Annotated in this window: 23 protein-coding genes and 1 riboswitch; of the genes, 17 read left to right on the top strand and 6 right to left on the bottom strand. The window is 68.8% G+C overall.

The features are described 5' to 3' along the window. The first annotated feature begins 5 nt into the window (after positions 1-5). Positions 6-1,445, top strand: a complete 1,440-nt coding sequence (locus tag AB0I35_RS03245) for an ATP-binding protein (RefSeq protein WP_357393894.1) — start codon at positions 6-8, stop codon at positions 1,443-1,445. Between the two features lie 59 nt (positions 1,446-1,504). Continuing rightward, positions 1,505-1,849: a UBP-type zinc finger domain-containing protein gene (locus AB0I35_RS03240; RefSeq protein ID WP_357393892.1), complete on the top strand. Its 345-nt coding sequence runs from the start codon at positions 1,505-1,507 to the stop codon at positions 1,847-1,849. Positions 1,850-1,851: 2 nt separating this feature from the next. On the opposite strand, the gene AB0I35_RS03235 is transcribed toward AB0I35_RS03240, so the two are convergent. Next, positions 1,852-2,214, bottom strand: a complete 363-nt coding sequence (locus AB0I35_RS03235) for a hypothetical protein (RefSeq protein ID WP_357150311.1) — start codon at positions 2,212-2,214, stop codon at positions 1,852-1,854. Positions 2,215-2,352: 138 nt separating this feature from the next. Between AB0I35_RS03235 and AB0I35_RS03230 the strand changes: the two genes are divergently transcribed. From AB0I35_RS03230 to mnhG, 8 genes are all read left to right on the top strand, one after another. Further along, positions 2,353-4,551, top strand: coding sequence for an AAA family ATPase (locus AB0I35_RS03230; RefSeq protein WP_357393890.1), 2,199 nt, complete (start codon positions 2,353-2,355; stop codon positions 4,549-4,551). Positions 4,552-4,608: 57 nt separating this feature from the next. Then, positions 4,609-5,883 carry a hypothetical protein gene (locus AB0I35_RS03225; protein ID WP_357393888.1) on the top strand — a complete coding sequence of 425 codons (1,275 nt, stop codon included), beginning with the start codon at positions 4,609-4,611 and terminating at the stop codon, positions 5,881-5,883. 108 nt (positions 5,884-5,991) lie between these two features. Next, complete coding sequence (locus AB0I35_RS03220; protein ID WP_357393886.1) at positions 5,992-8,775, top strand: Na+/H+ antiporter subunit A; 2,784 nt, start codon at positions 5,992-5,994, stop codon at positions 8,773-8,775. Then, positions 8,772-9,158 (top strand): Na(+)/H(+) antiporter subunit C, encoded by a 387-nt coding sequence (locus AB0I35_RS03215; protein WP_357393884.1) that lies wholly within the window; start codon positions 8,772-8,774, stop codon positions 9,156-9,158. The genes AB0I35_RS03220 and AB0I35_RS03215 overlap by 4 nt, the downstream gene beginning before the upstream one ends. After that, on the top strand, positions 9,155-10,753 hold the full coding sequence (locus AB0I35_RS03210) for a Na+/H+ antiporter subunit D (protein WP_357393882.1): 1,599 nt from the start codon (positions 9,155-9,157) through the stop codon (positions 10,751-10,753). The genes AB0I35_RS03215 and AB0I35_RS03210 overlap by 4 nt, the downstream gene beginning before the upstream one ends. Further along, entirely contained in the window at positions 10,750-11,304 is a 555-nt protein-coding gene (locus tag AB0I35_RS03205; RefSeq protein ID WP_357393880.1) for a Na+/H+ antiporter subunit E, read from the top strand. Before AB0I35_RS03210 ends, AB0I35_RS03205 begins: the two co-directional genes overlap by 4 nt. Then, positions 11,301-11,561 (top strand): monovalent cation/H+ antiporter complex subunit F, encoded by a 261-nt coding sequence (locus AB0I35_RS03200; RefSeq protein WP_225278374.1) that lies wholly within the window; start codon positions 11,301-11,303, stop codon positions 11,559-11,561. Before AB0I35_RS03205 ends, AB0I35_RS03200 begins: the two co-directional genes overlap by 4 nt. Beyond that, the gene (mnhG, locus tag AB0I35_RS03195) at positions 11,558-11,890 is read left to right on the top strand and encodes a monovalent cation/H(+) antiporter subunit G (RefSeq protein WP_357393878.1); all 333 of its coding nucleotides are present in this window, start codon (positions 11,558-11,560) and stop codon (positions 11,888-11,890) included. Before AB0I35_RS03200 ends, mnhG begins: the two co-directional genes overlap by 4 nt. Here mnhG and AB0I35_RS03190 read toward each other — a convergent pair whose 3' ends face one another. The 5 genes from AB0I35_RS03190 to AB0I35_RS03170 form a co-directional block, all read right to left on the bottom strand. Further along, a complete protein-coding gene (locus tag AB0I35_RS03190) occupies positions 11,891-13,234 on the bottom strand; it encodes a DUF5933 domain-containing protein (RefSeq protein ID WP_357393876.1) in 1,344 nt (447 codons plus the stop codon). It abuts the gene before it with no gap. Positions 13,235-13,284: 50 nt separating this feature from the next. Further along, positions 13,285-14,427 carry a glutamate--cysteine ligase gene (locus AB0I35_RS03185; RefSeq protein ID WP_357393874.1) on the bottom strand — a complete coding sequence of 381 codons (1,143 nt, stop codon included), beginning with the start codon at positions 14,425-14,427 and terminating at the stop codon, positions 13,285-13,287. Positions 14,428-14,439: 12 nt separating this feature from the next. Further along, positions 14,440-15,138 carry a superoxide dismutase family protein gene (locus AB0I35_RS03180; RefSeq protein ID WP_357393872.1) on the bottom strand — a complete coding sequence of 233 codons (699 nt, stop codon included), beginning with the start codon at positions 15,136-15,138 and terminating at the stop codon, positions 14,440-14,442. 87 nt (positions 15,139-15,225) lie between these two features. Then, positions 15,226-15,789, bottom strand: a complete 564-nt coding sequence (locus AB0I35_RS03175) for a LytR C-terminal domain-containing protein (RefSeq protein WP_067484555.1) — start codon at positions 15,787-15,789, stop codon at positions 15,226-15,228. Between the two features lie 42 nt (positions 15,790-15,831). Next, entirely contained in the window at positions 15,832-16,134 is a 303-nt protein-coding gene (locus tag AB0I35_RS03170; RefSeq protein ID WP_357393870.1) for a DUF3263 domain-containing protein, read from the bottom strand. 247 nt (positions 16,135-16,381) lie between these two features. On the opposite strand from AB0I35_RS03170, the gene AB0I35_RS03165 reads away from it, so the two are divergent. The 7 genes from AB0I35_RS03165 to thiC all read left to right on the top strand — a co-directional run bounded on the left by AB0I35_RS03165 (position 16,382) and on the right by thiC (position 25,622). Next, complete coding sequence (locus AB0I35_RS03165; protein ID WP_357393868.1) at positions 16,382-16,969, top strand: peptide deformylase; 588 nt, start codon at positions 16,382-16,384, stop codon at positions 16,967-16,969. A 111-nt stretch (positions 16,970-17,080) separates the two neighbouring features. Continuing rightward, entirely contained in the window at positions 17,081-18,034 is a 954-nt protein-coding gene (locus AB0I35_RS03160) for a GNAT family N-acetyltransferase (RefSeq protein ID WP_357393866.1), read from the top strand. A gap of 43 nt (positions 18,035-18,077) precedes the next feature. After that, positions 18,078-18,893, top strand: a complete 816-nt coding sequence (locus AB0I35_RS03155) for an exodeoxyribonuclease III (protein WP_357393864.1) — start codon at positions 18,078-18,080, stop codon at positions 18,891-18,893. Between the two features lie 57 nt (positions 18,894-18,950). Next, a complete protein-coding gene (locus tag AB0I35_RS03150; RefSeq protein ID WP_357393862.1) occupies positions 18,951-20,144 on the top strand; it encodes a homogentisate 1,2-dioxygenase domain-containing protein in 1,194 nt (397 codons plus the stop codon). A gap of 17 nt (positions 20,145-20,161) precedes the next feature. Further along, positions 20,162-21,331: a fumarylacetoacetase gene (gene fahA / locus AB0I35_RS03145; protein ID WP_357394167.1), complete on the top strand. Its 1,170-nt coding sequence runs from the start codon at positions 20,162-20,164 to the stop codon at positions 21,329-21,331. Between the two features lie 204 nt (positions 21,332-21,535). Continuing rightward, the gene (locus tag AB0I35_RS03140) at positions 21,536-23,791 is read left to right on the top strand and encodes an MMPL family transporter (RefSeq protein WP_357393860.1); all 2,256 of its coding nucleotides are present in this window, start codon (positions 21,536-21,538) and stop codon (positions 23,789-23,791) included. 56 nt (positions 23,792-23,847) lie between these two features. Next, a riboswitch (TPP riboswitch) is annotated at positions 23,848-23,975 on the top strand. Continuing rightward, a complete protein-coding gene (thiC, locus tag AB0I35_RS03135) occupies positions 23,970-25,622 on the top strand; it encodes a phosphomethylpyrimidine synthase ThiC (protein WP_357393858.1) in 1,653 nt (550 codons plus the stop codon). (Overlaps the previous riboswitch by 6 nt.) Positions 25,623-25,636: the final 14 nt, after the last annotated feature.

Below are 25,636 nucleotides of genomic sequence, written 5' to 3'. Positions count from 1 at the left end.
GCGTGATGTCGGTCTGTGATCCCGAAGAACTGCGAACCCTGTTCCTGTTCGAAAAGCTCGACGACGCACAGCTTTCCGAGCTGTGCGCGGCCGGTCGCATCGAATACGTCGATCCGGGGCCGGTGTTCCTCGAGGGACAACCCGCGACCTGCTTCTACGTGCTCATCGACGGCGAGGTGAAGCTGACCAAGCTCTCGGGCGGAGTGGAGGTGGAAACCAACCGCACCGGCCAGCGTGGTGTGTACGCGGGTGCGTGGACGGCGTACCTGGGCGACAAGGCCGAGCCGAACTACAACGGGTCGATGTATGTGCTGCGCCGGTCCCGGTTCCTGGTGCTCGACGCGGCCGACTTCTCCCGGATGATGCACGCGTGGTTCCCGATGGCGGTGCACCTGCTCGAGGGCGCGTTCTTCGGTGGGCGGCGGTCGAATCAGCGCATCGCCGAGCGTGAGCGGCTCGTCGCGCTCGGTTCGCTGTCGGCGGGGCTCACCCACGAGCTCAACAATCCCGCCGCCGCTGCCGTGCGCGCCACCGCCGGGCTACGTGAGCGGGTGGCCGGGATGCGGCACAAGCTCAAGATGATGGCCGAGGGCAAGTTCCCCACCGAAGCCCTCGTGCACCTGGTGGAGCTGCAGGAACAGGCCGCCGAGCAGGTAGCCAAGGCGCCGGATCTGTCGCCGCTCGAGGCGGCCGACCGCGAGGACGCCCTCGCCGACTGGTTCACCGACGAAGGCATCGCCGACGGCTGGAACCTGGCGCCCACCTTCGTGCAGGCCGGTCTCGACGTCGACTGGCTCGAAGGGGTGAAGGCGACCCTGCAGGCCTGCCATGCCGACGTGTTCGAGGGCGCGGTGCGCTGGCTGAACTACACCATCGAGACCGAGCTGCTGCTGAACGAGATCGTCGACTCCACCGGCCGCATCTCCACTCTCGTCGGCGCGGCCAAGCAGTACTCGCAGATGGATCGGGCGCCGTACCAGGTCGTCGACCTGCACGAGTTGCTCGATTCCACCCTGGTGATGCTCAACCGCAAGCTCGGTGACGGTGTGCGGGTGGTCAAGGACTACGACCGCGCCCTGCCGCCGGTGCCGTGCTTCGCCGCCGAACTCAACCAGGTGTGGACGAATCTGATCGACAACGCGGTCTACGCGATGGGCGGCGAGGGCACCCTGACCGTGCGCACCTACCGTGAGAACGATTGTGTGGCAGTCGAAATCGGCGATACTGGTCCCGGGATCCCCGAGGAGGAGCGCAACCGCATCTTCGAACCGTTCTTCACGACCAAACCGGTCGGTGAGGGCACCGGCCTCGGCCTGGACATCTCGTTCCGCATCGTGGTGAACAAACACGACGGCGACATCCGCGTCGATTCCGTTCCGGGCGACACGCGGTTCACCGTGCGGCTGCCCTTGCAACCCGCACAGCAGGCACCCGCCGGGTCGTAGGGTTCCAAGCACGCCGAGAACCCTCGCGGCGCCAGCCGCCTGGAAACGGAGGTCAGCGAATGCCAGAAGGAATCGATCCGACGGTGCCGCCCAGTGGGCCGGGGTGTGCCGAGTGCACCGAGGCCGGTGGCTGGTGGGTGCACCTGCGCCGGTGCGCGCAGTGCGGACACATCGGTTGCTGTGACAGCTCCCCCAGCCAGCACGCCACCCGGCACTACGGCAGCACCGGTCATCCGTTCATGCAGAGTTACGAGCCCGGTGAGGACTGGTTCTGGAACTTCGCGACCAACGAGATGTACGAGGGCGGACCCGAACTCGCGGCGCCGACCAGTCATCCCACCGATCAGCCCGTTCCGGGCCCGGCGGGCCGGGTTCCCGAGAACTGGCAGTCACTGATCCACTGAGGTCAGGGCGTCATCCCGGCGGCCTCGGCCACCGTCTTGTCGGCATTGCCCGGTGCCAGGCACACCAGTTTGGCGGTGCCGAGTGCCACATTCGGGCTGCCTTCGAACGGTCCGCCGGGGTTGTCGGCCAGGATCTGCTCGATGACCCGCGTCTGCGCGTCGTTGTCGAGTGACTTGAATTCCGAGCAGGTGACCTGCGAACCGCTCGCGGCCGCCTTGGACGTGGTGGTGGCCGGTGCGGTGGTGCTCGCGGGCGTGCCCTTGCGCAGGCCGGAGGCGTCGGTGGCATCGTCGGCGGAACCGCAGCCTGCCAGGATCAGGGTGAGTGCCCCGGCAGTCGCGACGACGGAAGAGATTCGGTTCATCTGCTGGTTTCCCCGGTGGATCGCGGCGCCGGCACGTCCGGCGCGTCGGGTGCAGCGTACAGACTCCGACCTTGGGATGAGCCAATCGATCGCTGATCGTCCACAGCGCTCGATCCGGGCAGCGGGCAGAATGGCACGGTGGCTGAACTTTCGCTGACCGCTCGTCTCAATCCCTCGGCCGCCGACGCCCGTCGCGGGGTGGTTCGTCTGCATCCGGAGACGCTCACCGCGCTCGGCCTGCGGGAATGGGACGGTATCGCGCTGATCGGCGCGCGGCGCACGGCCGCGGTGGTGGCCAAGGCGCCCGCGGGCAGCCCGCCCGGCGTCGCGCTGCTCGACGACGTGACCCTGTCGAACGTTGGGCTGCGGGAGAACGCGGCGGTGACCGTCGCCCCGGTGACGGTGTTCGGCGCCAAGCAGATCTCGCTGAGCGGTTCGGCGCAGGCGATGGCGAGCATTCCCGCCGCGACGCTGCGCCAGGCCCTGCTCGGCAAGGTGGTGACCGTCGGCGACACGGTGTCGCTGCTGCCACGCGACCTCGGCCCCGATATCAGCTCCACGGCCACCACTCAGGCGCTGGCGCGCACATTCGGGATCGCCTGGACCACCGAGCTGCTCACGGTCACCGCGATCGACCCACGGCCGGGGCCGGTGAGTGTGCAGCCGAATTCCGCGGTCGGCTGGGGCAGTGGCGCGGCGGCGGTGCAGCACGCGCTGGAGCGCGACGGCAGCGCCATCGACACCCCGCTCGACGCGCCGACGGTGAGCACGGTCAGCGAACCGGTGCCGGTGGAGGATCTGGCGGGCGTGCAGAGCCAGGCGGCCAGGCTCGCCGAATGGCTGAGTCTGGCGCTCGACGAGCCGGAACTGCTGAAAGTTCTCGGCGCACCGGCACATCTGGGCGTGCTCATCACCGGTCCCGCGGGCGTGGGCAAGGCGACCCTCGCCGAAGCGGTCGCCGCGCCACGCCGGGTCGTCGTGCTCGACGGGCCGAGCGTCGGTGCGAGCGAGAGCGGCACGCGGTTGCGTGAGGTCGCCGCGGCGGTCGCCGATATCGCCACCGGCCAGGGCGGGGTGCTGATCGTCACCGATATCGACGCGCTGCTGCCGCTCGAGCCGGACCCGGTCGCCACCCTCATCCTCGACCAGTTGCGGGCCGCCGTCCGCGCGCCACGCGTCGCCCTGCTGGCCACCACCGCGCATCCGGCACAGGTGGATTCGCGGCTGCGGGGACCCGATCTGTGCGACCGTGAGCTGGCGCTGCCGCTGCCGACCGCACTCGTGCGCCGCGCGCTGTTGGAACAGCTGCTGCGCAAGGTGCCCTCGGGCAAGCTCGACCTCGATGTGATCGCCTCGCGCACACCGGGTTTCGTCGTCGCCGACCTCGCCGCGGTGTGCCGGGAGGCGGCGGTGCGCGCGGCCGGTCGGGCCAGCCGGAAGCAGGCCGACCCCGAACTCACCCAGGACGATCTCGTCGGTGCGCTCGACGTCATCCGGCCGCTTTCCCGTTCGGGCACCGAGGAATTGGCCATCGGCTCCCTCGATCTCGACGACGTGGGCGACATGGTGGAAACCAAACAGGCACTCACCGAGGCGGTGCTGTGGCCGCTGCGCCACCCCGACTCGTTCGCCCGGCTCGGCATCGAGCCGCCGCGCGGCGTACTGCTCTACGGTCCGCCCGGTTGCGGCAAGACCTTCCTCGTCCGGGCCCTGGCCGGAACCGGCCAGCTCAGTGTGCACGCGGTGAAAGGCGCTGAGCTGATGGACAAGTGGGTCGGCTCGTCGGAGCGCGCGGTGCGCGAACTGTTCCAGCGGGCTCGCGATTCGGCGCCGTCGCTGATCTTCCTCGACGAGGTCGACGCGCTCGCCCCGCGCCGGGGACAGAGCAGCGATTCGGGAGTGTCGGACCGGGTGGTCGCCGCCCTGCTCACCGAACTCGACGGGGTGGAGCCGCTGCGCGATGTGGTGGTACTCGGGGCGACCAACCGGCCCGAACTCATCGACCCCGCCCTGCTGCGCCCGGGCAGGTTGGAACGGCTGGTGTTCGTTCCGCCGCCCGACGCGGCCGCGCGCCTAGACATCCTGCGCACCGCCGGTCGCTCGGTGCCGCTGGCCGACGACGTCGACCTGACCGCCCTCGCCGACGACCTCGACGGCTACTCCGCCGCCGACTGCGCCGCGTTGCTGCGCGAAGCCGCCCTCACGGCGCTGCGCCGCGATATGGCCGCCGCCGATGTCACCGCCGAGGACGTGGCGACCGCCCGCCGCACCGTACGACCCTCGCTCGACCCCGCGCAGGTCGAATCGTTGCGGGAGTACGCGCGCAACCGGGGATGAACCGCCCCGGGGGCTGATTTCCCAGGTGGTGCGTGTTTCGCCGGTATCGTCGGAACCGTGCCCAGGATCGGTGATGGTCTGGATGCGGTGACAGCGTTCGCGGGTGCCGCGGTCGCGGGCATGGCGCTGTTCCTGCCGTTCACGTTCCGCACCACCGCCGCCTCGGCGCTCGATTCGCCGTACCGGGTCACCAGCCTGGTCAACAGCGTCCCCCGGGCCGCCGCGCTCGGGCTCATCGTCGCGGTGGTCGTCGCGGTGCTTGTCCGCCCGCTCACCCGGCCCGGGCTGGTGTGGCTCACCGCCACCTGCGCGACGGCGGCACTGGCCGTGAACTACTACATCGGCACCCTGATGACCTCGGCCGATGTGCTGACCACCCAGAACTACATCGACAGCATCTGCGGCGGCGCGGCCTACGGCGCGCTCGGGATCTGCTCGTTGCGAATGCGCTGGCCCGCGGTCGGTTTCGCGGTGGGAACGATCGTGGTGTTCGTGTACGGCGAGGTGGTCGCGATCTTCACCTCGAATTCGGCCCAGGCCGACAAGTCCGCGCACAGCCCCACGTGGCTGGTGCTGTGCGCTCTGGTCCTGCTCGCGGTGAACACCGCGCGGCACCAGCACGGCGTCATCCTGGGCGCCCCGCCCCGGCTGGCCGCCGACCTGCCGATCTCCCCGATCATCGCGACCACCCTGCTCGCACTGACCCTGCTGCTCACCACCGAATGGCTCTCGGGCGAATTCGACGGACGCCGCGCCAGCACCGCACAGGTGGGTCTCGCGGTGGTCCTCACCGTCGCCGCCGCCTTCGTCACCGCCCTGCTGCTGCCCGATCGTGACGGCGCCGCCGTGCTGCTCGCCGTCAGCCTGGCCGCCGTGGCCGATTCGCTCGGTGACGCACCGAGCCTCGGCTGGAACCTGTTGGTGGTGATCGCGGTGGTCGTGGTCACCGTGCTGGCCGGGCTGGCGCGGCCGTCACCGTGGCCGGTGCTGCTCGGTGCGGCCGCGATCGCGGTCTTCTCGCTGTTCACCGAAAATTTCGGCTGGACTGTCACCTGGATGATCGGCACCGGATTGCTCGCCGCCGTCGCCGGGTACGGCTTCGCCTCGGTGCGGGTGAGTTATCTGCCGAGCGCGGTACTGGCCCTCGGGGCGCTGTATCTGCCGTCGATCCTGTGGGCCATCCCCACCCGCCTGCGCAACTGGCCCGCGGGCGGGGTGAACGCCGACGACCGGATCCCGGGGTTCACGGCCCTGGCCATCACGATCGGCGCCGCGGTCGCGCTGGCGCTGTTCTACTGGATCAGGCCCGCCGAACCCGCACCGAGGTCATAGCCACACCGGCGCCGACATGGCCGACGCGACAGCCTCGGTGCCGACGCGCATCGTCTCCGCGCCCGTAGGATCGGGGCTCGCCACACGCTAGGAGACCCGGAGGCGCGGTTGCTCGCTGTCCTGCTCGCTCACGCAATGGCCGCGCTCGCGGCCCCGCTGTGCGTGCGAGCGCTGGGCCGCAACGCTTTCTACCTGCTGGCGCTGGTTCCGCTCGGCAGTCTCGGGTGGGTGATCGCGCACTGGGGCGTCACCGTCACCAGCCGGGTGCGGTGGGCGCCGCAGATCTCGATGGACATCGACTTGCGCTTCGATTCCCTCGCCGCCGTGATGTGTGTGCTGGTCCTCGGCATCGGCGCGCTGATCCTGGCCTATTGCGGGCGCTATTTCGACCGTGACGAGGCGAGGCTCGGGATATTCGCGGCCGAGCTGGTCGGCTTCTCCGGTGCCATGTTCGGCCTGGTGACCAGCGACAACATGCTGTTGCTCTACGTGTTCTGGGAAATCACGACGGTGCTGTCGTTCCTGCTGGTCGGCCACTACGCCGAGCAGGCCGCGAGTCGCCGCGCCGCGATCCAGGCACTGCTGGTCACCGCGGCGGGCGGACTGGCGATGCTGGTCGGCATCGTCATCCTCGGATTGCGCTACGACAGTTTCCTGTTGTCGGACGTGCTCGCCCGCGAATCTCCACCCGGCGGGATCGCGGTCTCGGTGGCGGTGGTGCTCGTGCTCGTCGGGGCGCTGAGCAAGTCGGCGATCGTGCCACTGCACTTCTGGTTGCCCGGTGCGATGGCCGCGCCGACTCCCGTGAGCGCGTATCTGCACGCCGCCGCCATGGTGAAAGCGGGCATCTATCTGGTCGCCCGCCTGGCACCCGCCCTCTCCCAGACTCCACCGTGGCATGTGCTCGTGCTGCCGTTGGGGATCGCGTCGATGCTGCTGGCCGGCTGGCGGGCCATGCAGGTGCACGACCTGAAACTGGTGCTGGCGTTCGGCACGGTGAGCCAGCTCGGACTGCTCATCACCATGATGGCCATCGGCACCCCGGATGCCGCACTCGCCGGGCTTGCGCTGCTGGTGGCGCACGGGCTGTTCAAGGCGTGCCTGTTCATGGTGGTCGGCATCATCGATCATGGGGCGGGTACTCGCGATCTGCGCCGGTTGTCGGGGCTCGGGCGGCGCGCGCCGGTGCTGTGCGCGGTAGCGGCGGCCGCGGCGATCAGTATGGCGGGGTTGCCGCCGATGCTCGGGTTCGTCGGCAAGGAATCCGCCTTGAGCGCGGTGTGGGCGGCGCAGGTGTTCAGCCCGCCGGTACGGGTGCTGCTGCTGATCGGTATCGCCGTCGGCTCGGCCCTCACCGTCGCCTACAGCGCACGGTTCCTGTGGGCCGCGTTCGGCACGAGCCCCGGCGTCACGACGACGTGGCACGCGCCGGGACCGCTGCTGGTCGGCCCGCCGGCCGTGCTCGCGGTGGCCGGGCTGGCGGGTGGGTTCGGCGCCGGGGTCGTCGACGAGTGGCTGAGCCCGTACGCGAAGACCCTGCCCGGCGTCCTCGACGGGGCGCTCGCGCTGTGGCACGGCTTCACGCCCGCCCTCGCGCTCACCGCCGTCATCGTGCTGGTCGGCTTCGCGTTGTTCTTGGTACGCAACAGAATTCACGAGTCGGCTCGCCCGCGACTCGGCAACGCCGACCGGGGTTACGACGCCGCGCTGCGGGCGATGGACCGGCTCTCGCTACGCCTCACCGGCACGGTGCAGTCCGGTTCGCTACCCGCCAGCCAGGCCTTCATCCTCGGCACGCTCATCGTGCTGCCCGCCGTGATGCTCGCGACCGGTACCCGCACGGGCATCACCCTGCACCTGTGGGATTCGCCGTTGCAAGCGGTGATCGGCGCGATCATGATCGCCATGGCGCTCGCGGCGACGGTGCTGCGCAACAGGTTGGCCAGTGTGCTCGTGGTCGGTGTCACCGGATACGGCTGCGGCGTGATCTTCGCGCTGCACGGCGCACCGGACCTCGCGCTCACCCAATTCCTGGTCGAGACATTGACTCTGGTGATCTTCGTGCTCGTGCTGCGCGGGTTCCCCGCCGAGATCACCGACGGCTACGCCGCCGCGTTCAAGGTCCGTCGCGCGCTGCTCGCGATCGCGGTCGGCGTCACCGTGACGGTCCTCGCCGCGTTCGCCTCCGCCGCCCGGCACAGCGAACCGATCTGGCGCACCATCCCCGACGCCGCCTACCGGGTGGGCGGCGGCAAGAACGCGGTGAACGTCCTGCTCGTCGACATCCGCGCCTGGGACACCCTCGGCGAGATCTCGGTCCTCGTCGTCGCCGCCACCGGCGTGGCCTCGCTGGTGTTCCGCAGCCGCCGCTTCGGCAGCGCGCCCCGCGCCGCCGACGCACCGAACTACAACCCCGACGCCGTGAGCTGGCTGCCCGCCGCCCGGCTGCTCGACCGGCGCGAACGGTCGATGGTCCTGCAGATCACCACCCGGCTGCTGTTCCCGACCATCATGGTCCTGTCGGTGTACTTCTTCTTCTCCGGCCACAACGCGCCCGGCGGCGGCTTCGCCGGTGGCCTGCTCGCCGGGCTCGCCCTCACGCTGCGCTACCTGGCCGGTGGACGCTACGAACTCGGCGAGGCCCTCCCGGTCGACGCCGGACACCTCCTCGGCGCCGGGCTTGTCCTCGCCGCCGGGACGGCGACCACATCGCTGCTGCTCGGGGCCCCACCACTGTCCTCGGCGATCATCGAGATCACCGTGCCGGTGCTCGGCCACCTCAAACTCGTCACCGCCATGTTCTTCGATCTCGGCGTGTACCTGGTGATCGTCGGCCTCACCCTCGACGTCCTGCGCAGCCTCGGCGCCCGCCTGGACAAGGAGATCTCATGAGTGCCAACCTCGTCCTGCTGCTCACGATCGGCGTGCTCACCGCCTGCGGGGTGTATCTGGTGCTCGAGCGGGTGGTGTCGAAGATGCTGCTGGGAATCATCCTGCTCGGCAACGCGGTGAATCTGCTGATTCTCACCGTCGGCGGCGGGCCGGACGGGAACCCACCGGTGCTGTCCGGCTCGGACACCTCGCCCGACGGCATGGCCGATCCGCTGGCCCAGGCGATGGTGCTCACCGCCATCGTCATCACGATGGGCCTGGCCGCGTTCGTGCTCGCCCTCGCCTATCGCGCCTACCGGCTGACCACCACCGAAGACGTCCGCAACGACCCCGAGGACACGCAGGTCGCGGCCCGGCGCGAGAGCGAGGACCCGGCCGAATGACCCTCTCCCCGCAGCTGCTTCCCGACCTCGCCGCGCTGCCGGTGCTTGTCCCGCTGCTCGCCGCCGCGGTCACCCTGATCTTCGGGCGCCGACCGCGTGTCCAGCGGCTGGTGTCGATGGTCGCGCTGTCGGGTGTGCTCGCCATCAGCGCGGTGCTGCTGTATCTCGCCGACCGCGACGGCACGACGGCGGTGCAGGTAGGCGGCTGGCCGACCCCGATCGGCATCACCCTCGTCGTCGACCGGCTCAGCGCGGCCATGCTGCTGGTCTCGGCGTTCGTCCTGCTCCTCGTGTCGATCTACGGTGCGGGGCAGAACATATCCGACGGCGACGAGAACCAGCCCACCTCCATCTACCGGCCCACCTACCTGGTGCTCACGGCCGGTGTGTCGATGGCGTTCCTGGCCGGTGACCTGTTCAACCTGTTCGTCGGGTTCGAGCTGCTGCTAGCCGCCTCGTTCGTGCTGCTCACCGTCGGCGCCACCGAGGAACGCATCCGCACCGGCATCGCGTACGTGATGGTGTCGATGGTGTCGTCGATGATCTTCCTGATCGGCATCGGGCTGACCTACGCGGCCACCGGGACGCTGAACCTCGCGCAGCTGGCCGTTCGGCTCGAGGCGACACCGCAGGGGGTGCGCACGGCCTGCTACGCCGTGCTGCTCGTGGCGTTCGGGATCAAGGCGGCGGTGTTCCCGCTGTCGAGCTGGCTGCCCGACTCCTACCCCACCGCGCCCGCGCCGGTGACCGCCGTGTTCGCCGGCCTGCTCACGAAGGTCGGTGTGTACGCGATCATCCGGACGCACACGCTGTGGTTCCCGGACGGCGCGTTCGACGACATCCTGCTGGTGTGCGGACTGGCGACCATGCTCGTCGGAATCCTCGGCGCGGTCGCCCAGACCGATATCCGGCGGCTGCTGTCGTTCACCCTCGTGAGCCACATCGGGTACATGATCTTCGGTATCGGACTGACCGGGTCGGCCGGGCTCACCGGCGCGGTGTTCTATGTGGCCCACCACATTCTGGTACAGACGGCGCTGTTCCTCGCCGTCGGCCTGATCGAGCGCCAGGCCGGGTCGGTGTCGCTGCGCCGCCTCGGTGGGCTCGCCTCGGCGAGCCCGCTACTCGGGCTGCTGTTTCTGATTCCGGCGCTGAATCTCGGGGGTATTCCGCCGTTCTCGGGCTTCATCGGCAAGCTCACCCTGCTCGAGGCCGGTGCGGCCGACGGTAGCGTGCTGGCCTGGGTGCTGGTCGCCGGTTCCGTGATCACCAGCCTGCTCACGCTCTACGCGGTGGCACGGGTCTGGGGCAAGGCGTTCTGGCGCCCGCGCGAAGAAGCGCCCGAGGGACATCTCAGCGCCGCGAAACCACCTACCCTGGTGGAGGATTCGACCGACGTGCAGTACGAGGACCGCACCGACCCCGGCCGCATGCCCGCGCTGATGGTGCTGGCCACCGCCGGGCTGATCACCGCGGGTCTCGCGCTCACCGTGTTCGCCGGACCCGTGCTCGGTATCGCCGAACGCGCCGCGGCCGATCTGAACGACCCGTCGGTGTATATCGAATCCGTCCTCGGCAGACAGGAGCCGCGATGACGGTGTTTCGCCGGCTCGTGAACCGGCAGAACGTCTTACGACTAGGCGTCCTCGCCTGGCTGACCGCCGTGTGGGTGGCCCTGTGGGGAGATCTCAGCGCGGCCAATGTGCTCGCCGGTGGCGTGGTCGCGCTGATCGTCGTGTTCGCGCTTCCCCTGCCACGGATCCCGGTGACCGGCCGGTTCCACCCGCTGTCGTTCCTCGAATTGATCGCCGCGGCAACCTATTACGCACTCGAGTCGAGCGTGCAGGTGGCCTGGTTCGCGCTGCGGCCCTCGGGACCACCGGTGTCGGGTGTGCTGCGCGTGGCCCTCGGCATCCAGTCGGATCTGGTGCTGGTGATCTGCACCGATCTGCTCAATCTCATTCCCGGCACCATGGTGCTCGAGATCGACCGTCAGCGCTGCGTGGTGTACGTCCACGTGCTCGATGTGGGCAGCGACAAGGCGGTCGACGACTTCTACCGCACCACCCGCCGCCTGGAACGGCTCATCATCGACGCCTTCGAGCGACCAGGCGAGCGGCATCACGGACCGGAGGTTCAGGTATGACCGTCGTCGCCGTCATCGCGGCGGTACTGCTGTCGTTCGCCGCCATCTGCACCGCCTACCGCGTCCTCGCCGGACCGAGCACCCTCGACCGGGTGGTCGGGATCGACTCGCTGATGGCCATCGCCGCGTCCGGGCTCGCGGTGTGGGCGGCCTACAGCAACGACACCACCGTGGTCCCGGCGATCGTCGCGCTGGCCCTCGTCGGCTTCCTCGGATCGGCCGCGGTGACGCGCTTTCGTGTGCGGGACGACCGATGAGCGGCTTGGAGTGGGTGTCGGCGCCGCTGATCGTGCTCGGCTGTGTCCTCGCGTGCACGGCCGCACTGGGGATCGTGCGCTTCCCCGACACCCTCACCCGGATGCACGCGGCGACGAAACCACAGGTGATCGGCCTGATCTTGGTTCTCATCGGCACCGGGATCGACCTGCGCGGCGACGCGAATGTGTGGATGCTCGTACTGACCGGACTGTTCACGATCATCACCGCGCCGGTGGTCGCGCATCTGCTCGGGCGCACCGCCTACCGCGAGCAACGGCACCGCGACGGCCTGTTGCGCGTGAACGAACTCGGCGACGAGGTGGACTGACTACACCCGAACCGCGGCCGGTGCCCGGTCGGGCGCGGCGGCGAACCAGGTGAGGTGGAAGGCCACGGCGACCGCCGCGAGCAGACCGATCACGATGGCCCCGGCCAGCACCGGGTACTGCGCCATCTCGACAGCCAGGTAACGGTAACCGAGCAGCAGACCACCGAACACGGCCGATCCGAGGGCGACCAGGCGGATCCGTGCCGCGTCCCAGCCTCGCTCGGGTGCACGCAGCGCAGATTCGACGGTCAGGCACAGCACCGCGCCCGCCACCAGATCCACGCCGTAGTGGTAACCGAAACCGAGTGTCGCCGCGACGGTCGCGGCCAGCCAGAACGCCCCGCCCCAGCGCAACCACGCGGGCGCGCGGCTGCCGTCGACGTCGCGACGCGTGTGGATGAACAGCGACAGCGCCCATGCGGTGTGCATCGAGGGCATGCAGTTGCGCGGGGTGAACTCGTCGAACGGCAGCGGCGCCGGGCTCTGCCCGATCGGCGGCAGCGCCGAGGGCCAGAAGTTGCCGAGCTGGAAACCATTGCCGTCGGCGCCGAAGGCGAACATCGGGCCGACCACGGGGAACAGCACATAGAACAGCGGCCCGACCAACCCGAGCACCAGGAACGTGCGAACCAGATAGTGCCCCGGCCAGATTCCCGTGGTGACCACGCGGCGCAACTGCCACACCGCGACAACGATGGCCGCCACCGGCAGCTCGATGTAGACCCAGTGCAGCACCGCGTACACCTCGGGCCCGAGGACCTCGAGCACCCGGCCGACCACCCACGACGGGTCGCCGAGCGCGTGATCGGCGAGCAGCAGGTATTCGTCGAGCACCGTCGGGTGCACCGCCGAGGTGACGTGCAACCACACGTCGCCGACCTTCGTCGCCAGGATGAGCAAGGCACCCAGTGCCGCGGCCTTCAGCGCGTCGGTACGTTCACGCCCCTGCCAGCGCACCGCCGCGATGATCGCGAGAGCGGTGAGCACGATGGTCGGCCCGTTGCCGACGGTGAACGGTTTACCGTCGAGCAGCCGCAGCGCGACGAACACCGCGTCGATCCCGATCGCGGCACTGACCGCGAACACCCGCCTGCGCGCCGACACCCCGACCAGCGCGAGGACGAGGCCCGCCCACGGAACCGACATCGACTTGGGCGTGCCGACGTAGTCGCGCGCCAAGCTGGCGAGTGGTCCTTCGAAGCCGCTGATCGACGCCGCGATCTGCAGGCCGATCAGCAGCAGCAGGACCGCCGACACCGCGACCGCGGCGAGCGTCCTCGGTTCGCGCAGACGGGAACCGAGGGTGGCACCCCCCGCGGCAGCACGCGGATGTTCGACAAGCATCCACCCATCGTAAACGGCGGGTTAACGCCACCGGGCTGGGCAGTTGAACGCTACTGATCCAGCTCGCGCACCAGGGAGTCGACCACCGCGACAAGATCACCCTGGGACTGCGCGGCAACTCGGCGTTGACGCTGGTAGGAGGCGCCGTGGCGGGGAATCTCGGCCACGGCGGCGAGCTCGTCGGCGCAGCCGAGACGGCGCGCGGTCGGCTCCAACCGGGTGAGCAGGTCCATCAGATCGTCTGTGACCAAACGCTCATTACTCGCGTCGTCGACGACCACGATGGCGTCGAGTCCGTAGCGCGCGGCCCGCCATTTGTTCTCCTGCACATGCCAGGGCGGCAGAGTCGGCAGGTCCTCGCCGTCGTCGAGCCTGCGTTCCAGATCGACGACGAGGCAGTGGATCAGCGCGGCCACCGAGGCGAGTTCGGCCCGGCTGGACAGCCCGTCGCACACGCGGACCTCGATGGTGCCCCACTTCGGCGCTGGCCGGATGTCCCAGTGCATGCCGCCGAGTTGTTCGAACACACCGGTTTTCATCTGGTCGTGCACGAAACCCTCGAACTGGCGCCAGTTCTCGAACTGGAAGGGCAGTCCGGCGGTGGGCAGCTGCTGGAACATCAGCGCGCGGTTGCTGGCGTAACCGGTGTCGTCACCGGACCACATCGGCGAGGACGCCGAGAGCGCGAGCAGATGCGGATACGACAGCAGCAGCGAGTTCAGGATGGGAAAGACCTTGTCGCGGTGGGAGACTCCCACGTGCACGTGCACGCCCCAGATGAGCATCTGCCTGCCCCACCACTGGGTGCGCTCGATCAGCTCGTCGTAATGCGGTGAGCGCGTGAGCTGTTGGGCCGACCACTGGGCGAACGGGTGCGTGCCCGCGCAGAACAGGTCGACACCGAGCGGGTCGGCCGCGCGGCGCACGGCGTCCATCGTGGTGCGCAGGTCCTCGACCGCGCCGCCGACGGTCTCGTGCACACCGGTGACCAATTCCACCGTATTGCGCAGCAATTCCTTGGTGACCTGCTGCGTCCCGTCGTGGGCGCGCAGGTCGCCGACGGCGTCGAACACCGCCGAGGCGGTATTGGACAGATCGCGTGTGACCTTGTCGACGAGCGCGATCTCCCATTCGATGCCGATTGTCGGCCGGGGCGAACCGCGAAACGGCACCGGCTGAATTGCCCCGGCCATCAGCGGGTCTCGCTAACCGACGACGCCGCAGGCCACTCGGGCACCCGCGTCACCGGTGGACAGGGTGGTCTCGTCCGGGCCGGTGCCGCCTTCCCGAGTGTAGCGCGGCGGGATGTTGCCGAAGTTGTCGGCACCCGCGTGCACGATCAGGGCCTTGCCCTTGATGTTGTCGAGGGTGACGGTGTCGGTGCGGGTGACCAGCTTGGCCGAGCCGTCGGCACCGACCTGCAGGGAGGTGAGGTCGCCGCTGGCCGGGTGCGCGGTGGCCCCGCCGACTTGCAGATGCCCACCGGCCGAGGTGAAGTCGCCCTCGCACGTGCCGTTCTGGTGGAAGTGCAGGCCGTGGAAGCCGGGGGTCAGGCCGTGTGCCTCGACGGTGACGACCAGGTGATTGCCCTCGGCGACGATGGTCGCGGTGCCGACACCGGCGCCCGCGCTGTTCTTCAGCTCGGCCTTCAGACCGCCGGTCGAGGCGCCGTGATCGTCGCCGTGCGCGCCGGGTGCGCCGGAGGCAGAGGGAGCCGGATGGCCGGTGCCGTGGTCCTCGCCACCGCCCGCGGGGGCGGACGATCCGGTCCACACCGGCGGCGTGGTGCCCTTGACGTCACTCGACTCCTGGCTGTTGGTGCAGGCGGCGAGCCCGAACGCGGCGACCGCGACAACCGGGGTCACAATGCGCCAGGACGGGCGACGAGTGGACGACGTGGCCATCAGGGACTCCTTATCGGACTGGGGCAGTACCGCTGAAGATGATGCCACAGCGCGAACTCGCCCTGCGGCACCGCGTGCCGTGCCGGCTCAGCGTCCTGTCAGGACGACGACGACACCGGGCGTGGCGTCGGCGGTCTTGGGGGCCACGGTTCCGCCGACCTGCGCGGCGATCTCGGCGGCCGCGGCCTCTTCGCCCGGTGCGGTGCCGTAGTACACCGTGGTCGTCGTGAGGTTCGAGCCGCTGTAGTTGCCGGTGCTCACATTGGTCCAGCCCGCCGCGCCGAGTTCGCTCGCGGTGCGCGCGGCCAGGCCCGCGACGAGGCTGTTGTTCAGGACGCGGACGGGGATGTCCTTGTCGCTCGTCGCCGCGGCCTGCGTGGTGGTCGTGGTCGTGGTGGTCGGCGCGACGGTGGTTGTCGTCGTCGGGGCGGCGGCCGCGCTGGTGGTGGTCGGGGCGGCCGTGGTCGCCGGGGCCTGCGCCACCGCGCTCGAGGTGGTGGTCTCGGTCTGCTCGACCGGATCGGCCGCCTCGGCACCGGAATTCGACAACGACATCGCACCCAGGCCGGCGAAGACGATGGCCAGCGCGATCAACACCATCGCCAGCGCGCGCAGCGGTGGGCCGCCGGGGGTGGGATTCGGGTTGCTCACCCGCGCAACCCTAGTCGCATCGGCCGCGATGTCGCTCGCATCTCAGACCTGGAAACCGAGTCGGCGGGCGGCGCGGGCCTTCTGCCTGCTCGCACGCAACCGGCGCAGTCGCTTGACCAGCATCGGGTCGGCCGCCAGTGCTTCTTCCTTGTCGACGACGGCATTGAGCACCTGGTAGTACCTGGTGGCCGACATCGAGAACAGGTCGCGGATCGCGTCTTCCTTGGCGCCCGCGTACTTCCACCATTTGCGTTCGAAGTCGAGGATGTCGAGCTCACGCCGACTGAGACCGGAGCCATCGTCGGCCGAATCCTGGGGGATGTGCCGAGCCGCTGCGCCGTCCATCTTGCTCCCTCGCCGAGTATCACGAGATGAAAATGACGCTTGCACGTCGCGGATCATTCAACCATGAGCCCACCCGATCCTTCGACCGCTGCCCCGGCGTGTCGACCGCGGCGGGCCCGGATGCGGTAGCGCAGCGTAACCACGCAGGGCTTTCGGGGTCGGCACCATCGACGCAGCGCCAGTAGGGGTGTCGCGGCGCACAGGGGTCGCCGCTCGCGCGGGCGATACTGCGGCGATAATGGCCACCATGGCAATTCTCCCGATCGTGATCGTCGGTGACCCCGTTCTCCACACCGCTACCGCCCCGGTGACGGAGACCCCGGCGGAGCTGGCCGGGCTGATCGCGGACATGTACGAAACGCTCGAGGCCTCCAAGGGTGTCGGCCTCGCGGCCAACCAGGTCGGGGTCGGCAAGCGGCTGTTCGTCTACGACTGCCCCGATTTCGACGCCGAGGGCAACCAGATCCGCCGCAAGGGCACCGTCGTCAACCCGGTACTCGAGACCTCCGAGATCCCGGAGACCATGCCCGATCCCGAGGACGACGAGGAGGGCTGCCTGTCGGTGCCCGGTGAGCAGTTCCCCACCGGCCGCGCCGACTGGGCGCGCGTCACGGGCACCGACGAGCACGGCGAACCGGTCGACATCGAAGGCACCGGTTTCTTCGCGCGCATGCTGCAGCACGAGGTGGGCCACCTCGACGGCTTCCTCTACGTCGACGTGCTGATCGGCCGCAACGCCCGCGCCGCCAAGAAGGCGATCAAGCGAAACGGTTGGGGCAAGCCGGGTTTGAGCTGGGTCCCGGGCACCGTCCCCGACCCCTTCGGCAATGACTGAAACATGGCGGCCTGCGCCGCGGGTCGTCGGCCTGTTCCCTCGATCTTCCCTCCCTCCGGGCACTCCTTCGTCGCACCCTCCGGTCAGTCCGGATCGAGGCGGCCGACAACCATGACAGACATCCCCATCGGCAAGCGGGTGGTGATGCGGTATCAGCTGCCCGAGGGTTATCCACAACCGCTCACCGATGTGATCGGTGAGCTGGTGTCGATGACGCCGCCGTCGGTGCGCACCGCCGAGGGCGAGGTGGTTTCGGTCGCGCCGGATCGGGTCGTCGCGCTGAAGGCGCTGGGACCGAGGCCGATTCGGACCAAGGAGATCCGGTCGCTGGAGACGGCGGCGGCGGGCGGCTGGCCCGGTGTCGAGCACACATGGATCGACGGCTGGCTGGCCCGCGCGGGCAACGGGTACACCGGCCGGGCGAATTCAGCTGTGCCGCTTGGTGAGTCGGGCGTGCCCGCCACCTTGTCGATCGAGACGATGCACCGGATCGCCGACTGGTACACCGCGCGCGGCCTGCCGCTGCTGCTGCAACTACCCGACCGGCTCGCCCCGGTTCCGCCCGGCTGGAACAGCTGGAGCGAGACCGTGGTGCTCGGCCTGGACATCTCGAACTTCGTGCTGCCCCAGGGCCCTTCGATGGTTCGCATCGCCGCCCGACCGGACGAGGGCTGGTTGCGTACCCACCGCTACCGTGGTGAGATCCCGCTCGACCCGGCCGTTCGCGAACCCGACCGCGACGTACTCACCTCCGTCCTCGACGGCACCGTCGGCTTCGCCACCCTCGGTGTGCCCGACGCCCTCGCCATCGGGCGCGGCGCGGTGACCACGGCGCCGGACGGCAGGCGCTGGGTCGGCCTCACCTGCGTCGCCGTGGCCGCCGCGCACCGCCGCAACGGCCTGGCCACCCTGGTCTGCGCCGAGCTGATCCGCTGGGGCGCCGACCAGGGCGCCACCCACGCCTACGTCCAAGTCGAAGTCGGCAACGCCACCGCACTGGCCCTCTACCGCGAACTCGGCTTCATCGAACACCACAGCTACCGCTACGCCGCGCCGCAGGGATAACCCCCGGTAACCTCGGTAGACAACCCCGGAAAGGACCTCGCACGTGCGTCTGGCCACCTGGAATGTGAACTCGATCCGCTCCCGCGTCGACCGGGCGACGGCGTTGCTCGACCGCCACGACATCGACGTGCTCGCGCTGCAGGAAACCAAGTGCCGCGACGATCAGTTCCCGTTCGAGCAGTTCGAGGCGGCCGGGTACGAGGTGGCCCATATCGGGCTCAACCAGTGGAACGGTGTGGCCATCGTGTCGCGGGTCGGGCTCGACGACGTGGAGGTGGCGTTCCCCGATCAGCCCGGTTTCGACAAGAACGCGGGCGACTCGCTGCTCGACTCGCCGGTGGTCGAGTCGCGGGCGATCGGCGCGACGTGCGGCGGGGTGCGGGTGTGGAGCCTCTACGTCCCCAACGGCCGCTCGCTCGGCGACCCGCACTACGCCTACAAACTCGAGTGGCTCTCGACACTGCGCGCCGATGCCGCCCGCTGGCTCACCGAGGACCCCTCGGCCCAGATCGCCCTGGTCGGCGACTGGAATATCGCGCCCACCGACGACGACGTGTGGAATCCGAAGCTCTTCGAGGGCAAGACCCACACCTCCGCTCCCGAGCGCGCCGCCTTCCAGGCCATGCTCGACACCGGCTTCCGTGACGTGATGCGCCCCTTCGCGCCCGGCCCCGGCGTCTACACCTACTGGGACTACACCCAGCTGCGTTTCCCCCGCAAGGAGGGCATGCGCATCGACTTCGTGCTGGCCTCCCCCGCCCTCGCCGACCGCACCAAGGACGCCTTCGTCGACCGCGAGGAACGCAAGGGCAAAGGCGCCAGCGACCACGCCCCGGTGATCGCCGAGTTCACCGACTGAGACTTATCCACAGCGGTACCGTGGGGTCAGGAATATCCGGCCCGCGGGAGGTTGTGCATGTTCTACCGGTGTGTTGGGACGGTGCCGCCCAAGCGGCACACGCAGCATCGCGATGAGCGGGGCAACCTCTACTACGAGGAGCTCATGGGCGAGGAGGGGTTCTCCGGAGACTCCTCGCTGCTCTATCACCGGGGCCTGCCGCCCGCCATCGTCGACTCGACGGTGTGGGAGCTGGGCGATCAGTCGCTGACACCGAATCATCCACTGCGCCATCGTCATCTGCGGTTGCCCGACCTGTTCCCCGGCGACACACCCGCCGCGACCGATCCGGTGACGGGCCGACGGCTGCTGCTGGCGAATGCCGATGTGCGGATCTCGTACGTGGTCGCCGAGGCGGCGTCGCCGCTGTACCGCAATGCCATCGGCGACGAGCTGGTGTACGTGGAATCCGGTGCGGCGGTGGTGGAGAGCGTGTTCGGCACGGTGCCGGTGCATCAGGGCGACCAGCTGCTCATGCCGCGAGCGACGACGCACCGCTGGCTGCCGACGGGTGGAGCGCCGTTGCGCGCGTATGTGATCGAGGCGTCGAGCCACATCACCCCACCCAAGCGGTACCTGTCGAAATTCGGTCAGCTGCTGGAGAATTCACCGTACTGCGAGCGGGATCTGCACGGACCGACCACACCGTTGCTCGCCGAGGGCACCGACGTGGAGGTGCTGGTCAAGCATCGCGCCGGAGCGGAGGTGATCGGTACCCGGTTGACCTATGCCACTCATCCTTTCGATGTGGTCGGCTGGGATGGTTGCCTGTATCCGTTCACTTTCGACATCGCCGATTTCGAGCCGATCACCGGGCGGGTGCATCAGCCACCGCCGGTGCATCAGGCCTTCGAGGGCACCAATTTCGTGATCTGCAATTTCGTGCCGCGCAAGGTGGACTACCACCCGCTCTCGATTCCGGTGCCCTACTACCACTCGAATGTGGATTCCGACGAAATCATGTTCTATTGCGGCGGAAACTACGAGGCGCGCAAGGGTTCCGGGATCGCGCAGGGTTCGGTATCGGTGCATCCCGGCGGTTACGCGCACGGCCCGCAACCCGGCGCCTACGAGCGCAGTATCGGTGCGGAATTCTTCGACGAGCTGGCGGTGATGGTAGACACCTTCCGGCCGTTGCAGCTCGGAGAAGGCGCGCTGGCCTGCGAGGATCCCGGATATGCGTGGACCTGGTCGGGGCGTGGGCCGCGGTGAGCGGGCGGTCGCTTCGCGTGGAGGTGGCGCCGGACTCGCTGTTCGGGCCGGAGAACATGCCCTACGGGGTGTTCGCGCCGCCGGGTGAATCGTTCCGGGTCGGTGTGCGGCTCGGCGATATGGTCCTGGATCTCGCCGCACTGCTCGGCGATCCGGTCTTCGCCCGCCCCGATCTCAACGCCTTTCTCGCGGCCGGGTCCGCTCGGTGGGGCGTTGTTCGGGCGCGGCTGCGTGAATTGGCGGACACGGCTTTGCCTGTCGAGGTGGTGCATCCTGTGCGTTCGGTGCGGATGGCATTGCCGGTGACGATCGGCGATTACGTCGATTTCTACGCGAGCATCGACCACGCGACGAATCTGGGCAGGCTGTTCCGGCCCGACGGTGAACCGTTGCTGCCGAATTGGCGTCATCTGCCGGTGGGATATCACGGGCGGGCGGGCACCGTCGTGGTTTCCGGAACCCCGGTGATCCGACCACAGGGGCAACGCCGGACCGATTCGGGTGCACCGGAATTCGGCCCGTCACAGCGGCTCGATATCGAAGCGGAATTGGGGTTCGTGGTCGGCACCGGGTCGACGCTCGGCGTTCCGGTGGGTGTCGACGATTTCGCCGCGCACGTCTTCGGGGTCGCTCTGGTGAACGACTGGTCCGCGCGCGATATCCAGGCCTGGGAGTACCAGCCGCTCGGACCGTTCCTCGGGAAGTCCTTCGCGACTTCGCTGTCGGCATGGGTCACCCCGTTGGCCGCGTTGGAACAGGCGCGGGTACCGCTACCGACCCAGGAACCGGAACCGCTGCCGTATCTGTGTGCGACCGCGGACCAGGGGCTCGATATCGACCTGGCGGTGTCGTGGAACGGGCAGGTCGTCAGCAGACCACCGTACGCGCGGATGTACTGGTCACCGGCGCAGATGCTGGCCCACCTCACCGCCAACGGGGCCTCCGTCCGCCCCGGCGACCTCTACGCCTCGGGCACCGTCTCCGGCCCGGAACCGACCCAGCGCGGCTCGTTCATCGAATTGTCCTGGGGTGGAACAGAACCCATCACGGTGGGCAAGGAAACCCGCACGTTCCTCGCCGACGGCGACGACGTGACGATCACCGCGACCGCACCGGGCACCGCGGGCAGGCGTATCGGTCTCGGCGAGGTCAGCGGTCGAATCCTGCCGGCGCGCGGCGCCCCATGAAGTGAGGTCTGCCGCCACCGGACGCTCGGCCGCCGGTTTGCTCTACGCACTGCCAGTCCGGCTCGGCAGCGCGGGTACGAACCCGTAGCCTCCACCCAGGGGCGGAGATCATAACGGGCATCCTTCCACCCTGAGGTGGTATCGGTCGGAATTCTTGCCACGATACGGTGACGACTCGATACTTCGAACTAAAGGGTGCCGAGGATGTTGACGAGAATCGCCCATATCGCTGTCGGCAGGCCGCGACTGATCGTCGCGGTCGCGCTGCTGCTGATGATCCTGTGCGGCGCGATCGGCGCCACCGTGCACTCGAACATGAAATCGGGCGGATTCGTCACCGAGGATCTCGATTCGGTGCGGGCCAGTCAGTATCTGAGCGAGCACTTCCCCGGTAGTGAACCGAATTATGTCCTGCTCGTCACCGATCCGGTGTCGGTCGACTCCCCCGACGCCCGCGCCGCCGCCGATGCCGCCGTGGCCGCGCTGCGCACCTATCCCGAGGTCAGCGGGGTGCAGTCGTACTGGACCTCGCGGCCCGACCTGAAGCAGGCGCTGCGCAGCAAGGACGGCAACCGTGCGCTCATCCTCGCCAGTATCGAGGGCGACGACGCCCAACTGCCGGACCGGGCGGGCAAGATCACCAAGGCACTGGCGGACCACGACGGGCCGGTGACCATCGAGGCGGGCGGTCTGGCCGCCACGTTCTCCGATATCAACACCCAGATCAGCAAAGACCTGATCCTGGCCGAGGCCATCGCCATCCCCATCACGGGCCTGTTGCTGGCGCTGGTGTTCGGCAGTCTCGTCGCGGCCGCGTTACCGGTGGTCATCGGCTTGTTCGCGATCGCTGCCGCGCTCGGCATTCTGCGGGTGCTCACCGCCGTCACCGATGTGTCGATCTTCGCGCTGAACATGACCACCGCCCTCGGTCTGGCGCTGGCCATCGACTACAGCCTGTTCATCGTGAGCCGCTACCGCGAGGAACTCACCGGCGGATCCACACCCACCGAGGCGGTGATCCGGTCGATCCGGACAGCCGGGCGGACCGTGGTGTACTCGGCACTGGTGGTCGCGCTGTCGCTGTCGGCGCTGCTGGTGTTCCCCCAGTACTTCTTCAAGTCGTTCGCCTACGCGGGCATCGCGGTGGTCGCCGCCGCCACGGCCGCCGCCGTCATCGTCCTGCCCGCGCTGCTCATGCTGGTCGGGCACCGCATCGACGCCGGGGACCTGCGCACACCACTGCGCAAACTGTTCCGGCTGGCGCCGCGCGAGGAGAAGCAGCCGCGGCAGACCTTCTGGTACCGCCTGGTGACCGCGGTGATGAAGCGGCCGCTGCCGATCGCGCTGGCCACGACCGCGTTCCTGCTGCTGCTCGGGTCGCCGTTCCTCGGCGTGCAATTCGGTTACCCCGACGATCGCTCGCTGCCCACCGAAGTCGCCAGCCGTGAAGTCGGCGATGTACTGCGCACCGAATTCGATGCCGACATGGCGTCGAGCGCGACCATCGTGCTGCGCGAATTCCGCGGCGGCCCGGCCGAGCTGGACGCGTACGCACGCGAGCTGTCCAAGGTGCCCGACGTACCGGCGGTGCTGAGCAGCGCGGCGGTGTACCGCAACGGCCTGCGGGTGGCGGCGGGTGTGCCGGAGATGTCGGACCCGTCGGCGGGTGCGTACCTGTCGGTCGCCACCCGGCTCGACCCCTACTCCGACGCGGGCCGCGACCAGCTCGACACGCTGCGTGCCGTGCCCGCGCCCACCGACGCGCTCGTCACCGGTCCCGCCGCGCTGAACCAGGATTCCGTGGAGGCCATCACCGGCAAGTTGCCGCTGGCCGGTGCCCTGATCGCGATCACGACGCTGGTGCTGTTGTTCCTGTTCACCGGCAGCGTCGTGCTCCCGGTGAAGGCGCTCGCGCTCAATATCCTGTCGCTGGCGGCCACCTTCGGCGCGATGGTGTGGATCTTCCAGGACGGGCACCTGTCCGGGCTGCTCGGTTTCCAGGCCACCGGCACCCTGAACCTGGCCATGCCCATCCTCATGTTCAGCCTGGCCTTCGGCGCGTCCATGGACTACGAGGTGTTCCTGCTCTCCCGCATCCGCGAGGAATGGCTGGCCGGGCCCAGGACCACCGAGGGCAATACCGAGGCGGTCGCGATGGGCGTGGCCCGCACCGGGCGCATCTTCACCGCCGCCGCGCTGCTGATGAGCATCGTGTTCCTCGGCGTCGCGACCTCCGGTGTGTCGATGATGAAGCTGTTCGGGCTCGGCTGTGCGCTCGCCGTCATCAGCGACGCGACGGTCATCCGCGGCCTGCTCGCACCCGCCCTCATGCGGATGATGGGCACCTGGAACTGGTGGGCGCCCAAGCCACTCGCGAAGCTGCACAACAGGTTCGGTTTACACGAGGCCGACGACGACCTCCCGGCCGCACATCCGACACTCGAGAAGACCTCCGCATAACCCCGATCGCCGGGCGGGTCGCACCGCCCGGCGGGTATCGTCGGCGGCGGAGAATTCCACATCAACACGGGGGCTCGCACCAGCGGGCTGAGAGGACGGCTAGCCCATTCTTCGGGCGATCGAGGGCCGTCGACCGTATGAACCTGACCGGGTAATGCCGGCGTAGGGAGGACTGTTCATGGGCACAGCCACGTCGTCGAACGGCAACACCGCCGGAGTCGACACCGTCACCACCGGACCCATCCAGGGCAGCGTCAAACACTACAAAGAGGTCGACGGCCTGCGCATTCCCGTGCGCCGGATCAACCTCACCAACGGAGACCACTTCGACGTCTACGACACGTCGGGTCCTTACACCGACGACAACGCGGTGATCGACCTCGAGGCCGGTCTGCCGAAACTGCGCGACGAATGGGTCAAGCCGCAGATCGACGGCCCGCCCACCCAGCTGCACTGGGCCCGCCAGGGCGTCGTCACCGACGAGATGCGCTTCATCGCCGCCCGCGAAGGCGTCTCGGCCGAACTCGTGCGCGAGGAGGTCGCCGCCGGGCGCGCGGTGATCCCGGCCAACCACAACCACCCCGAACTCGAGCCGACCATCATCGGCAAGAAGTTCCTGGTGAAGATCAACGCCAATATCGGCAACTCGGCGGTGTCGTCGTCGATCGCCGAGGAGGTGGAGAAGATGGTGTGGGCCTCGCGGTGGGGCGCCGACACCATCATGGACCTGTCGACCGGCAAGAACATCCACGAGACCCGCGAGTGGATCCTGCGCAATTCGCCGGTCCCGATCGGCACGGTGCCGATCTACCAGGCGCTGGAGAAGGTGAACGGTGACCCGACCAAGCTCACCTGGGAGCTGTACCGCGACACCGTGATCGAGCAGTGCGAGCAGGGTGTCGACTACATGACCGTGCACGCGGGCGTGCTGCTGCGCTACATCCCGCTCACGGCCAAGCGCGTCACCGGCATCGTCTCGCGGGGCGGTTCCATCATGGCCGCGTGGTGTCTGGCCCATCACCAGGAATCGTTCCTGTACACGCACTTCCGGGAGCTGTGCGAGATCCTGGCGAAGTACGACGTCACCTTCTCCCTCGGTGACGGCCTGCGCCCCGGTTCCATCGCCGACGCCAACGACGAGGCCCAGTTCGCCGAACTGCGGACCCTCGGCGAACTCACCAAGATCGCGAAATCCTATGGCGTGCAGGTGATGATCGAAGGTCCCGGCCACGTGCCGATGCACAAGATCGTCGAGAACGTTCGCCTCGAAGAAGAACTGTGCGAAGAGGCTCCGTTCTACACCCTCGGCCCGCTCGCCACCGATATCGCGCCCGCCTACGACCACATCACCTCGGCCATCGGCGCGGCCATCATCGCCCAGGCGGGCACCGCCATGCTCTGCTACGTCACCCCCAAGGAGCACCTGGGCCTGCCCAACCGCGACGACGTGAAAGTCGGCGTGATCACCTACAAGATCGCCGCCCACGCCGCCGACCTCGCCAAGGGCCACCCGCACGCCCAGGACCGCGACAACGAATTGTCCAAGGCCCGTTTCGAATTCCGCTGGCACGACCAGTTCGCGCTCTCCCTCGACCCGGACACCGCCCGCGAATACCACGACGAAACCCTGCCCGCCGAACCCGCCAAAACCGCCCACTTCTGCTCCATGTGCGGCCCGAAGTTCTGCTCCATGCGCATCTCCGCCGACGTCCGCGAGTACGCCGAGAAACAAGGCCTCACCGACGTCGCCGCCATCGAAGCGGGCATGGCGGAGAAGTCCGCCGAGTTCGCCGACCACGGCAACCAGGTGTATCTGCCGGTCGTCTCCTGACCGCAGTAATCAGC

It is taken from the genome of Nocardia sp. NPDC050378 (genome assembly GCF_040655675.1).
Classification (GTDB): domain Bacteria; phylum Actinomycetota; class Actinomycetes; order Mycobacteriales; family Mycobacteriaceae; genus Nocardia; species Nocardia coubleae.
The sequence above is the reverse complement of the archived record's forward strand: the minus strand, read 5'-3'. Positions and strand labels throughout refer to the sequence as shown.